Here is a 13,788-nt window from a genome sequence, read left to right on the forward strand (position 1 = left end):
AGGGCGCTCTCATGCCAAACTATTTGAATAATTTGGGTGTGCTTTACCTATGGGTCAGAAGTCATATGTCAGAACTCTATGATGTTTTTATTTCCTATGGGCGGGCAGATAGCAAAGGGTTTGCCAAAAATCTCTGTCAGCAATTAACTGCCAACGGTTATCGAGTCTGGCTAGACTTAAACGACATTCCCCTGGGGGTTAACTATCAATCGCAGATTGATACGGATTTAGAGCGATCGCATAATTTCATCTTTATTATGTCGCCCCATTCGGTTAATTCTAAATATTGCTACATCGAGGTAGAGCGAGCCGTCGCCTTACATAAACGGATTATTCCGCTGCTACATATTGACAAAATTGACCAGGCAACCTGGCAAGCTAGGTATCCACAGGGCACAGAGACAGAATGGCAAGAGTATGTAGCCAAAAATTATCATTTTGGTGATGTCCGCAACCCCAGGATGCATCCAGCTCTGGGAAAAATTAATTGGGTTGATGGTCGTGCGAACCAGGGCGACTGGGAATCGGCCTTTGCTGGATTAATTAATATCTTAGAGCGACATAAAGACTATGTTCATCAGCACACCCATATCCTGGTTCGAGCCCTCCAGTGGAAAGCTCAACAACGGCAGTCACAGCTGCTGTTGATTGGCCAGGAGCGAGAGCAGGCCGAAGCCTGGCTAAACCAAAAATTTCAATCAGAACAGCCCCCCTGCACGCCCACCAACCTCCATGGGGAATACATCACAGAAAGCATCAAGAATGCCCATAACTTGATGACTCAGGTGTTTCTCGCCCATGCTGAAGCCGATGTTGACACCATGGTGAACGTGCGCCAGTGGCTTTGGCGAGAGGGCATTACGGTCTGGACCCATGGTGCAGATATTCCGACAGGGGCGGCGTTTCAGCAAGCCATTGACCAGGGCATCGAGCAGGCGGATAACCTGGTGTATTTATTGTCCCCCGATGCGGCCAAGTCCACCTACTGTCAACACGAACTCAACTATGCCCTTGCTTTAAATAAGCGAATTGTGCCGATTCTGGTGCGCCCCACCCCCTTGGCCGACCAGCCACCAGCCCTAAGCCAATTGCAATATATTGATCTCACAGATAACCAACAGGAAGAAGACTATCAGCTAGACAGAAGTCAACTGCTGCGCATTCTGAAAACTGACCAGACCTATTATCAGTACCACAAACTATTACTGACTAAAGCTCTGAAGTGGCAGCAACAACACCGTAACCCCGGTATTTTGCTGCGAGGCTATAACCTGAAGCAGGCGACCACCTGGCTCAAAACAGCCAAGATTCGCCCCAATCATCCCCCGACGGACCTGCAGATCGAGTTTATCAACGAAAGTTTGCGCCAACCTCCCGCAGAGTCCCTGGATGTGTTTATCTCTTACTCCCGTGCAGACTCCGATTTTGCCCGCAAGTTGAATGATAATTTGCAAATCTATGGCAAACTGACCTGGTTTGATCAAGAAAGTATTGCCGCCTCTAGCGCTGACTTTCAAGCCGAAATTTATCGTGGCATTGAAGCGTCTGACAACTTTTTATTTATTTTGTCTCCTCGGGCGGTGAACTCCCCCTACTGTGCCGATGAAGTGGAGTATGCCGCCAGGCTGAATAAACGGTTCATTACCGTGCTACATCAGCCTATAACATTGACAGACTGTCATCCTGAACTGGCTAGGGTGCAATGGATTGATTTCCATCATCCCGATGGCGACTTTTGGGATCACTTTAACCAGTTAGTGCGGGTGTTAGAGACCGATCGCGCCCATGTGCAAAACCATACCAAATGGTCGCAGCGGGCTCTGGAATGGCAGCAAAAACAACGCACCCAGGATTTACTGTTGCGAGGCAGTGAGTTTGCCATTGCTCAGGCCTGGCTGCAAGATGCGATCGCCCAACATAAACAACCACCTCCCACAGAGTTGCAGCAGGCGTTCATTCATAGTAGCCAGGCCGCGATCGCCGCCGAGCAACAGCGCGAAAAACGCCAACAGCAGGTACTGCGTGCCTTGCTGGGGGCCGTCAGCGTGGCCTTGATTGTCACCATCGGCACCAGTACCCTGGCGATTCGCCAATCCCATCGCGCCGCCCAAAGCGAAATTCAGGCCCTCAGCCAAGCCTCCCAAGCCTCGTTTATTGCCAACCGCCATAGCTTGGATGCCCTGTTACAGGCCCTGGAGGCTGGCACCCGACTGCAACAGCAGTCGATGGGGATCCGCCATAATCCAGACTTGCGGGCCCAGGTGATGACGGTGCTGGCCCAAGGGGCCTATTGGGTGCGGGAGCGCGATCGCCTCACAGCACACCGTGACTATATTCTGGACGTAGGGTTCAGCCCCGACGGCACCCTACTGGCGTCTGCCAGCATAGATGGTACCGCCAAACTGTGGGATCAAGCCGGTCACGTGCTGCACACCCTAGCTGGTCACACAGATTTCGTCTCTAGTGTCAGCATTAGCCCCGATGGCGAAACAGTGGCTACCGCCAGCCTTGATCAAACCGCTAAGCTCTGGAGCTTGGACGGGCAAGAGCGCCTCACCCTGACTGGGCACCAAGGCGAGGTCAGGCTGGTCCGGTTTAGCCCTGATGGGCAACTGGTGGCCACCGCCAGCGATGATGGCACGGCAAAACTGTGGCGTCTTTCTGGGGAAAACATTGTTACCCTGAGCGGCCATGGCGATCGCGTCAATGGTGTCAGCTTTAGCCCTGATGGTCGAACCATTGCCACAGCCAGCTATGACGGTACGGTCAAACTTTGGACCCCAGAGGGAGACCTTCTACATACCCTGAATGGTCATCAGGATAGGGTATTGGCCGCCAACTTTAGCCCCGACGGCCAAACCTTAGCAACCGCTAGTGGCGATCGCACCGTTATCCTTTGGAATCTGGCTGACAACCAGCCAAGCCTGGCCCTGCGGGGACACGAAGGTGCCGTGAACCATGTTCAGTTCAGCCCTGATGGCCAGACGATTGCCACTGGCAGTGCCGATGAAACTATCAAACTCTGGACACCTGATGGGCAAGAGATACTTTCCCTCAAGGGTCACCGGGGGCCTGTTACAGCCGTAGCATTTAGCCCTGACGGGCAAACCTTGCTCTCAGCCAGCCACGACAACAGCATCAAACGCTGGCAGGTGCCGTTAGCGCACCTAATTGCCATAGATCGCGCCCATACAGCAGAGATTTACGGTGTAGATATCAGCCCTGATGGCCACAAAGTTGCCACCGCCAGCGCCGACAACACCGCCAAAATCTGGAGTCAACAGGGCAATCTGCGCCAAACGCTGGACGGACACCAGGATAACGTTAACAGCGTCAGATTTAGCCCTAATGGGGACGTAATTGCCACTGCCAGTTCAGATACCACGGTAAAACTATGGGACCACCAGGGTCAGGAACTCAACCGCCTCATCGGTCACCAAGCGGCAGTCGTGGGTATTGACTTTAATCCTGTGCCAGAAAACAGCCCTGTAATCGCCACGTCCAGTTGGGACTTTACAGCCAAACTCTGGCACTTAGATGGCACATTACTCCACACCCTAGAAGGCCATAGTGCCGAGGTAGACGATATTCGATTTAGCCCGGACGGGCAGATGGTGGCCACCGCCAGCACCGACGGTACCGCTAAGCTCTGGACGATTGGTGGAGACCTACTACAAACGTTTTCTAGCCAGGACGATAGCGCAATTTATCGAGTCCGATTTAGCCCCGATGGCCAGACGATAGTAACTGCTGGGGAAGACAATACCGCCACACTCTGGACCCTGGAGGGTGAAGCACTGGCCACGCTAGAGGCTCATGGGGCAGGGGTATGGGGGTTGAGCTTTAGTGCCGATGGCCATCTGGTTGCCACATCCAGCAATGACAGCACTGTCAAGCTGTGGCAACCAGATGGCACCTTGATCACAACCCTGATAGGACACCAAGGTCCCGTCAATGGGCTCAGTTTTAGCCCAGATGGCAGTAGGTTGGTCTCTGCTGATGCCAATGGGCAACTCTTGATGTGGGATATTCAATCCCTAAGCTTTGACGAGCTACTGGAATCAAGCTGTAGCTGGCTCAGTAACTACTTGGCAAAAACGGCTCAGGCTCCTGCAAATCTATGTGACTAGTACAGAAAGGCAGAAGTCAGAAGGCAAAAGGCAGAAAAACCCTGATATATCGTAGGTTGGGTGGCGCGCTAGCAGAACCCAACAAGTCCTAAGTCCTTGGCGAGTGTTGGGTTATTGCCTTCGGCAAGGCTGTGCCAAGGTGACATCAACTCAACCTACAGGGCAAACTTTTGTCAGTCACTCAGCATCCTAGCTGATGCTGTGGAAAGTCTGAGGCTGACCTAACCTGCGATCGCCATATTGCTTACTCTTAACACTGCCCTAGAAATCTGTTTGATCCAGTATTATTAGTTTTTAACAAATCCAGGGGTGCATCTTATGGCGAAAAAAGGAACTGGCTGGATTCCCGACTTTCCGAATGTCAAAGATTATACTTTGAAAGGCAAACAAATTGAATTGCTGGTTGGACAACTACAAAAAGATAAATCCACTGCATCCCACGAAGCGATCACAGACCAGCTTGCACAAGCGGTGAGGCTGTTAATGTCACAGTCCAAAACCTTGAGTGGGGCTGATGAAAATGATCAGAGTAAAGGACTGGCTCGAGAATTAAATAACTTGATCGGCAACTTAGACAAAAAAGCAACGGGAGGACTCTTTTTTGCTGATATTAAAATTCATAAGATATTAAGTCAGGGAATGAGTGACCCAGAGGTTTTGAGGGTCAAACGTTATCTAAAGTCTCTTTACGATGACTTTTTGAGTCCCCGGACGTTTGATGTCTTTAATCCGACCTTTGATACTTTAACTAAAGATCTGATCCAAGACTTTCAACAGAATAGAGGTTTGCCAGCCGATGGTCAGGTCAACATAACAACCATGGCCGCTCTGTGGTGGGCCGATACAGTGAAAAGTAGTTCTGGACTCTATGACTACTACCATTACTGTCGCCATGAAGACATCGAGCAAATTCAGGCTACTGTTGAGCGGCTGAAAAATCTTCAAAAAAGGCTACAGCAAGACACTTCCTCCTTAACCGAGGCCGAGAATGAAAGCCTACTGAGAGAGGCTACTGAGCAGCTTGAGCATAGTCGCAACATCGTCAAGGAAGCTTTAAACGATAATCATGTCGCCTTGTCGCCGTTGGTGGAGGTATGGCTGAATGATGCAAGGGAAAAGCATATTAAAGCTGAGCTAGAAGCCCTGATAGAGCAGTCAACCCAGAGACAAGCTGATAGTGAGTTTCCCGATTTTACCTCAAGCCTGATTGGACTACAGGTAGATGCATTACTTTTAATTAAAACTCTCATTAATCGAATTATTAATATACCTGGTACATTGCCAGTGCCAGCCCCATTTAGAAATGACGATTCCACCATAGAAAAGCTCGATCCTTTGTTGCCTGGTCAGGTTTTTGATAGTGTCTTTAGAAATCTATTCTCTGGTGAAGCTGCGGCTCAACTCTTACAGCTAATGCAGCCGTTAACCCGGTTAGAGTTTAGTGTCGTTTCTTCAGATACAGATTTGAACAGCTACGATGCCTCTTCTTATGTGTTTAAGCAGCGAGAGCGAGCGGCCCAACGAGTTAACAGCCAGCTTGATATATTAGGCTTCTCTGCACCTGATCAGTATTTTAGTGCAGGAGGAAGCCAGGAAGAAGCCTGGAACGAAGCTTATGCCCGCATTGATGAGTTTGAGCACGATAATGCTCAGCTTAAAGCCATGATTAATGAATTATTCCAAGAAAAAACTGGTATGCATCGAGATCACATAAATAGTCACGAGGTTAATAATATTTACCTGAATTATCGTTACACCCTGTTGTTCGAACAGATCGCAATTGAAGTGCAAGAGAAAGTTTACAGTTTTGTCTTGCCTATTGCCAGAGCGGTGCTAGAAATCATTTCACCTTTGGGAAGACACACTAATTTGGAGCGCTCAGTTCGAGAAGGGCTAGAAGTTTTTTGGGGTTTGTTAAGGCAGTCTGTGGAAAGTGAAGGTCCATCGCCAGCCATACCAGTAGGCAGCAAAAACAGTCGTTTACCCAAGTCAAGCCAACTTGATCACTATGAACACCTAAGGCGTATTTCTCTGCTAGCGATCCGTAGTATTTTCTATAGACTGAGCGCAGAGTCCAGAAGCCTGCTGACTGAGTTTATGGCCAATGCGATCGCCCCACACATCACCCAAGATAAGCTATCTGAACTTGACCCCGAAACAATTGGTAAGCTTGGGGAAACATTCAGAGCGAAACCTCTGCTAGAGTTAGTGGACCCAGAAAACGGCCGACATGATCCAGTAGATTTAAAGATTCCTATAGACTGGGCCTCCTATCAAAACCTGATTCAAAGATCAAAGCCAAACCCCGAAGCATCTGAAGCAACGATGGCTGGGGCAACAGAATCAGGCAACGCTAATCAAAAGCCAATGCAGAGGATATATTTAGAGCTACCTGATTTTGTGGATCTGAGTTTCTGGTGCTCACCTGTGGCTGACCAGGGTTCAATTGATGCCTGTACAGCCCACGCCGGAGTGGCTCTAGTGGAATATTTCGCCAAAAAGACCTTTGGTAAATTCACCGCAGCATCTCGGCTGTTTTTGTACAAAACAACTCGCAACCTCATGCGTCGTCTGGGAGATTCTGGAACGTCTGTGCGCGAGACCATGAAGGCTATGGTGTTATTTGGCATTCCACCGGAAGAACACTGGCCCTATGATGAGGCGAAATATGATCAAGAACCGACAACATTTTGCTATTCCTTCGCCGGAAATTACAAGGCGCTCAAGTATTTCCGCCTGGATTATGCTGGCATTAGCTTAGACGCCCTACTGATTCAAGTCAAGGCTGTTTTGGCCGCTGGCTTTCCCTGCATGTTTGGCTTTACCATCTACACCTCCATTCATGACGAATCTAACACTGAAAACGGTTATATTCCTATCCCCAGCAAATTCGATAAGTTAGAAGGGGGACATGCAGCTGTCGCCATCGGCTACGACGATAGTCGCCTGATCGAAAATGCTGATGGTACGCGATCGCAAGGGGCCATTTTAGTCCGCAACTCCTGGGGAACAGCCTGGGGGCAGGGCGGGTATGGCTGGTTGCCCTACGACTATGTGCTATCGGGGCTAACAGCGGATTGGTGGTCGTTGTTTCAGACCCAGTGGTTTGAATCAGGTCAGTTTGGGGTTGGGGCCAGCCATTGGCTGACTCACATGGGGGGGAATCGGGGCAGACTCTAAAACGCCGGTACAGATCCCAGGGTTCTGTCCTGGAGTGCCCCAAAATTCATGGTCAATGAACCCAAGAACCCTGGGATCTTGGCATACTGTACCGATGCTCTAGCACTACCTGGTGTAGCGATGACTTCTTTGGCTGAGGGTGTCAGGTTCCAGGTGTCAGGACTGGTTGGTTGGCTCAACGATTAATTGAGCCGCTTATTCAGATAACGATGCCACAGAACGCTGGGGGTATGGGCAGTTGATCCTTAGCCATTGGGGACCATACACTCGGGATGTACTTCCTCTGGCAATCCATGACTCAGCTGCAAACCCCCTTATTCGATCGCTGCCTAGACCTGAAGGCCCGCATGACTGAGTTTGCGGGGTGGCAAATGCCGGTCCAATTCTCGGGGATTAAGCAAGAGCACCAGGCGGTGCGGCAGCGGGCTGGGCTATTTGATATTTCCCACATGGGTAAGTTTGAGCTGCGGGGTAAAGGGGCGATCGCGGCCCTACAAGCTCTAGTCCCCTCGAATTTAGAGCGCCTGACCCCAGGCAAAGCCCAGTACACGGTGCTGCTGAATCCTCAGGGGGGCATCATCGATGATTTGATTATTTACTTAAAAGAGCAGGATGGGGCCGGAGTGGAGACCGTGGCGATCATCGTCAATGCCGCCACCACCGCCAAAGACAAAACCTGGTTGCTCGACCACCTGGGGGAAGCTGACATTGACCTGGTGGATCAGTCCCGAGACAAAGCCCTGCTTTCGATTCAAGGGCCTGCCGCCACTGAGATGCTGCAAACTATCACCACTATCAACCTGACCCAGGTAGGGCGGTTCTGCCACCAGGACGGCACTGTGCTCGACCACCCCGCCTGGGTGGCCCGCACTGGCTACACTGGCGAAGACGGCTTTGAAATCATGACCGACCCGACCACCGCCGTGGCCCTGTGGGATGCTTTGCTAGCGGCGGGGGTGGCCCCCTGTGGCCTGGGGGCGCGGGATACCCTGCGCCTGGAAGCCGCCATGGCCCTCTACGGCCAAGACATCGATGACACCACCACGCCCCTGGAAGCCGGGCTCAGCTGGCTGGTGCACCTGGACGAAAAGGGCGACTTTGTGGGGCGATCGGTGTTAGAAGCACAAAAGCAAACGGGGGTAGACCGCCGTCTGGTGGGGTTGACGCTGAGCGATCGCTACATCGCCCGCCATGGTTATCCCGTGGTCCAGGATGGAGAATCGGTGGGCACCGTCACCAGTGGCACCCTATCCCCCACCCTGGGCACCCCCATTGCCTTGGCCTATGTGGCGGCCCCCCTGGCCAAGGTGGGGCAAGCGCTGGCCGTTGATATTCGCGGACAACAGCGCCCTGCCACGGTGGTCAAGCGGCCCTTTTACAAGGCGCAGTAAGCCAGGCCCCGTTTATCCTTGCCCCCGGTCGGTCAACCGAACCTCTGGGGGGGAGGAAATCGCCGCTTGTGCATCGGCCCCCCTAACGACAAAAATTGCCTTAAGAAAACTGTTATCTCAACTACGTACCCCACCGCCATGACGACGATTCTGGAACAGGGCAATATCTCGATCCATACCGAGAATATTTTTCCGATTATTAAAAAGGCGCTCTATTCAGAGCACGAAATTTTCTTGCGAGAGTTGGTGTCTAACGCTGTGGATGCCATTAAAAAGCTGTCCATGGTATCCCGTTCTGGGGAATACTCCGGTGACATCAGCAACCCCGAAATTGAAATTAAGCTAGACAAAGACAAGAAAACCCTCAGCGTCTCCGATACCGGCATCGGCATGACCGCTGACGAGGTAAAACAGTACATTAACCAGGTGGCGTTTTCCAGTGCCGAAGAGTTCATCACCAAGTACAAAGATAGCGCCGCTGATGACCCAATCATCGGCCACTTTGGCTTGGGCTTCTACTCGTCCTTTATGGTGGCCTCCACCGTTGAAATCGATACCCTTTCCTACCAGGAAGGGGCGGAAGCGGTGCACTGGTCCTGCGATGGCACCACCGAATTTAAGCTCAGCCCCTCCGAACGCAGCACCGTGGGCACCACCATCACCTTGCACCTGATGGAAGGGGAAGAAGAGTACCTGGAAACTGCCCGCATCAGCCAGTTGATTAAAACCTACTGCGACTTCATGCCAGTGCCGATCAAGCTGGATGGGGAAGTGGTCAACAAGCATGAGGCCCCCTGGAAGCAGTCCCCCAGCAGCCTCAGCGATGAGGACTACCTGGAGTTCTACCGCTACCTGTATCCCTTCCAGGAAGACCCACTGCTATGGATTCACCTCAATACCGACTACCCCTTCGTGGTCAACGGTATCCTCTACTTCCCCAAACTCAAGCCCGACATCGACATCACCAAGAGCAGCATTAAGCTCTACTGCAACCAGGTGTTTGTCACCGACAACTGCGAAGAGGTGGTGCCCCGCTTCCTGCTACCCCTGCGCGGGGTAATCGACAGTACCGATATTCCCCTGAATGTGAGCCGCAGTTTCTTGCAGGGCGATCGCACGGTGCGCCGCATCGCCGACTACATCGCCAAGAAAGTGGGCGATAGCCTTAAAGCCCTGTACCGGGATGACCTGCCCAAGTACATCGCTAGCTGGCAAGACCTGGGCAACTTTGTCAAGTTTGGCTCCCTCAACGACGACAAGTTCAAAAAGCAGGTGGAAGATATCTTGATCTTCCGCACCACCGCCAAGCTGGGTGATGACACCGCTAAGGTGGAGGTGCAAAGCGACGAGGGAGATGCCTGGTCAGACGTGGCTGACACCAAGCCCGCCACCGACGCCAAGGGCAACTACTACACCACCCTAAAAGAGTATCTGGAGCGCAACAAAGACAAGCACGAAAACCGCGTTTTCTACGCCACCGACGAAGTCTCCCAGGCCACCTACCTAGAGCTGTTCAAGGGCCAAGGACTAGAAGTGCTGTTCATGGATTCCTTCATCGACACCCACTTCATTCCCTCCCTGGAGCGCGACTACTCCGATGTGAAATTCGTCCGGGTCGATGCGGATCTCGACGACACCCTGCTGGATAAAGACAAGCAGAGCGAAATCGTTGACCCGACCACCAATAAAACCCGCGACGACGAAATCAAAGAGATGTTTGAAAAGGCGATCAACAAGCCTCGGGTCAACATCAAACCCCAAGCCCTAAAGGGCGAGGGCGCGCCCCCAGCCATGGTGCTGCTGCCCGAAGACGCCCGCCGCATGCAGGAAACCATGGCGATGATTCAGCAGCAGGAGATGCAGTTCCCCGATGACCATGTGCTGATGGTGAACACGGCCCACCCGATGATTCAAAACCTGCTGGGCCTGAGCCAAAGCACCATCATTGGGGTCGATGGTGGCAGTTCCCCCGCCGGTGACCTGGCCACCTTGATCTGCAACCAGGTTTATGACACGGCCCTGATGGCCCAAAAGGGCTTTGATGCCGATGGCATGAAGGCATTTGTGGAGCGATCCAATACGCTGTTGACGAAGCTGACGGAGCGGTAGAAAACGCCTTCTGTAGCAAGATCCCAGGGTTCTTCAAGAACCCTGGGATCTTGGTTTTGCATGAGTGTTGATGTTGCCAATTACCTCAAGAGCTGACATGCCGTTGAGCTGAATCACCTCATTGGGTGGGCCGCCCCACAGCAGGCCTGAAATCCAGATGTTGACGTCAATCACCGCCTTCATGGATTCGACCAGAGAGCCTGCCGCACCTGACGGACTTCTTCGCTGATTTCTTCTAAACTTAGCTGTTCTGGGTCTGGCGGCAAGGCAGACAACTCATCAAAAAACTGATCTAAGGCTGACGAAGATAGGTGCTCTTTGCCCTGCTGAATTCTTTGTCCTAGTAATGTCTGCTCTTCTTCGCTCAGAGCTAAGATGACCTGAGCAAGGCTATCAATCAGTTTCAGATTTATGGTGGCCATGGGCAGGCATCAGATTTTGGGGTTAGTTTCTATACTAAGGGTTACTGCCATGGAGTTGACGGAGATAAGCTGTCATGGAGTTTCGTCGCGTAACGAGTTTACAACCTCTAAAGTCGCAACCCTTGAACCAGGTTGAACCGAAAACAGAGGAATGCCGTTGCGGGTAGCGGACGACTGGCGCTGGGTAAGGGCTTGGCGAACGAGTTCAGATAGCACTCTGCCAATGGGAAGCCCTTGCTGCTTAGCTAGTTCTTGTATGACGTTCAATACGTCGTCTTCCAGATCAAGGGTTTTTTGCATGTTGCTACCTTGTTGGAGCTATAGCGGCTAAGTCTTAATTTTAGGGCTTAGCAAGAATTATGGGCAGATCCCTCGGTTCTTCAAGAACCGAGGGATCTTTGTGCCACTGCCCGCTAAACCTGCTCGAACAGGGGCATGCGTTTGGTCAGTATGCGCATGACTTCGTTGGGGTTGACGGTAGGCAATGGCCGTGACCATTCTTCGGGGCGGGCGTAGCCTAGGCGATATAGGGTGATTACGCAGCCGTTGACGGCGGGGGGAGAGCCGATCGCCAGCAGCCGCAATATTTCGGGGGAGGGGTGGTCTCTCAGGTCGATCAGGGGTGGCTGTGGTGCAGGATCGGACAAAAATACAACTGGCTCTGGGGTGATCAGGCGATCGCAGTGTCTTGTCTCTGTCATCATAGTTTTTAGCTCCATAGTGAGTCGCCCAGTCCTGAAGTTTTCGAGGTTGAAGGACTGGGCTTTGAGTTTTGTGTGTGGTGCAAGGGTGATCGCATTTCAGGGTGATCGTCATGGAGTGCGAGCACCCACGAGATAAATATACTCTTGTCACAGGAGCAGTACTTTCATGGGATGGGTATAGTCACACCATGGCTACATTCGCCACCGCTCAAGGTTGTAGGAGCGCCTATAGCGGTTCTTGAACGCATAAGGTACACCTCGACTGAGAAAAGATTTGGAACGCATAGACCTGGACAACTGGCTTGTACTTTATCCAAGTGAGAACCGCTATAGGTTTACATAGCTTTTTGAAAGCCAGCATTTAAGATTATTCTATCTTCTAAAACTTGTGATCAGTATCACCACTTACACGCTTGAAAAATACTAAAATACCCATAAAAATACAGTAATAAATGGGTTCTGGATTACATTATCGCAATCCAGAACCCATTCGACGTTTAAGAACTAGAGAAATGAAACTAGCAAAGAATAAGTCTCTGATCAGGAAAATAAATGAAATATTCGATTTCTCTGAAACAGAAGAAGATTGCTTTATTAATCTTGAAGCGTTTCTTTGGAAAGAGAATAGTAGCTTTAATGAATTTACTAAATCTCTCTTGGAAGAAAATTCCAAGGCCAATTTCGACTCTGATGATATATTTACTGCGCTTTCGTCTTCTTTAGAAGTGTTTTTTTCTGAGAAAAAATCAAATACTGAAGAGTTTCTTGAAATTCTCGAAGACGTTATCTTAGGATATCCTATAGAATGGGTGGCGATCTTTCCACTAAACTACAATACTATTCTTCAAGAGCCTAGTCATTCACCATTAAAGAGAGTTTCTCCCATCGGCTCTTTTACTCTTTCTCCATATAGAAAAAACGCAAAGTATTTCAAGGGCTTTTATGAGAGAAAGTATAATCTTAGAGGTTTAGGTTCAGAGGAGCTGAATCACCAAAATAGGACGACAAAAGAACTGCTTTTTAATGCACCAATTCTAAGCTTTGAAGTCAATGGTTCCGAACAAGTGGCAAGGCGTAGGGCCATGGAATACTACGATTTCTTTTCTTGGGTTCAAAATCTATTTATTGCCCTAATTGAAAAACGTTTTGCGGTTATCAACGAATCACAAAATATATGTTTACACTTTTTTCTTATGAATGAAGGAAACAGGAAAATTCTTAGATTTCCAGTTCGTTCAAGTCTCTCTCTTAAGGGTGAAAACAGAATACTTGGAGAACTAAACGATGATCTGCTTAGACAGATTAAATCATCTGATTTCAAGGAGATTTCTAATTTAATATTTTTGGAAGATAAATTCAAAAGTGGAAAGAAAAAGGGCGAATTTGAGGTTAGCTTCTTTGGCAGAATATTCAACTCTCTGAAATTTTTTAGCAAAGGATTTTCAAGCGATGACAATGTTGCGCGATTTCTTTTTTACATGATTTCTGTTGAAGCTTTATTTTCGAAGGACAAATATACTCCTTTGAGAGTCACACTTGCTGACTGTATATCCCTCCTGCATCCTGTCCCTTCTGAGAGAGTTGATATCCACAAAAAAGTAAGAAATTTTTATGATCTCAGAAGTGCAATAGTTCATAGCGGAGAACACAAGGTTTTTAGCGAAGATGTTGCTAGTGCTGAAGAATTGTTTTCAAAGTCTATCTATAGGTGCATTAAATTGTATATAAAAATAAAGTCGACCAATAAGGATAGTCAAGGAATAGAAAATCTCTTTTTTGACCATCTCTTGAACCTTAAGTTGACTGGCCTATAAGATGTCAGTTAACTGAACTTGGCCTTGATCAGTTACTG

General features: G+C 49.9%; 8 protein-coding genes. 5 read left to right on the forward strand and 3 right to left on the reverse strand.

The genetic code is table 11. The features are described from left to right. Window positions 1-65 precede the first annotated feature (65 nt). The 4 genes from E1H13_RS07755 to htpG all read left to right on the forward strand — a co-directional run bounded on the left by E1H13_RS07755 (window position 66) and on the right by htpG (window position 10,810). Window positions 66-4,130 (forward strand): TIR domain-containing protein, encoded by a 4,065-nt coding sequence (locus E1H13_RS07755; protein ID WP_169612837.1) that lies wholly within the window; start codon window positions 66-68, stop codon window positions 4,128-4,130. A gap of 318 nt (window positions 4,131-4,448) precedes the next feature. Further along, a complete protein-coding gene (locus E1H13_RS07760; protein ID WP_169612838.1) occupies window positions 4,449-7,310 on the forward strand; it encodes a peptidoglycan-binding protein in 2,862 nt (953 codons plus the stop codon). 293 nt (window positions 7,311-7,603) lie between these two features. Next, on the forward strand, window positions 7,604-8,701 hold the full coding sequence (gene gcvT / locus E1H13_RS07765) for a glycine cleavage system aminomethyltransferase GcvT (RefSeq protein WP_169612839.1): 1,098 nt from the start codon (window positions 7,604-7,606) through the stop codon (window positions 8,699-8,701). A gap of 138 nt (window positions 8,702-8,839) precedes the next feature. Next, window positions 8,840-10,810: a molecular chaperone HtpG gene (htpG, locus tag E1H13_RS07770; RefSeq protein WP_169612840.1), complete on the forward strand. Its 1,971-nt coding sequence runs from the start codon at window positions 8,840-8,842 to the stop codon at window positions 10,808-10,810. Window positions 10,811-10,843: 33 nt separating this feature from the next. Here htpG and E1H13_RS07775 read toward each other — a convergent pair whose 3' ends face one another. The 3 genes from E1H13_RS07775 to E1H13_RS07785 all read right to left on the reverse strand — a co-directional run bounded on the left by E1H13_RS07775 (window position 10,844) and on the right by E1H13_RS07785 (window position 11,951). Then, window positions 10,844-10,993: a hypothetical protein gene (locus E1H13_RS07775; RefSeq protein ID WP_169612841.1), complete on the reverse strand. Its 150-nt coding sequence runs from the start codon at window positions 10,991-10,993 to the stop codon at window positions 10,844-10,846. Beyond that, window positions 10,990-11,232 (reverse strand): hypothetical protein, encoded by a 243-nt coding sequence (locus E1H13_RS07780; RefSeq protein ID WP_169612791.1) that lies wholly within the window; start codon window positions 11,230-11,232, stop codon window positions 10,990-10,992. Before E1H13_RS07780 ends, E1H13_RS07775 begins: the two co-directional genes overlap by 4 nt. Window positions 11,233-11,645: 413 nt before the next feature. Beyond that, a complete protein-coding gene (locus E1H13_RS07785) occupies window positions 11,646-11,951 on the reverse strand; it encodes a hypothetical protein (protein WP_206070215.1) in 306 nt (101 codons plus the stop codon). A 437-nt stretch (window positions 11,952-12,388) separates the two neighbouring features. Between E1H13_RS07785 and E1H13_RS07790 the strand changes: the two genes are divergently transcribed. Then, on the forward strand, window positions 12,389-13,750 hold the full coding sequence (locus tag E1H13_RS07790; RefSeq protein WP_169612843.1) for a HEPN domain-containing protein: 1,362 nt from the start codon (window positions 12,389-12,391) through the stop codon (window positions 13,748-13,750). The last annotated feature ends 38 nt before the right edge of the window (window positions 13,751-13,788 follow it).

The sequence above is a fragment of the Nodosilinea sp. P-1105 genome (assembly GCF_012911975.1).
GTDB lineage: Bacteria > Cyanobacteriota > Cyanobacteriia > Phormidesmidales > Phormidesmidaceae > Nodosilinea.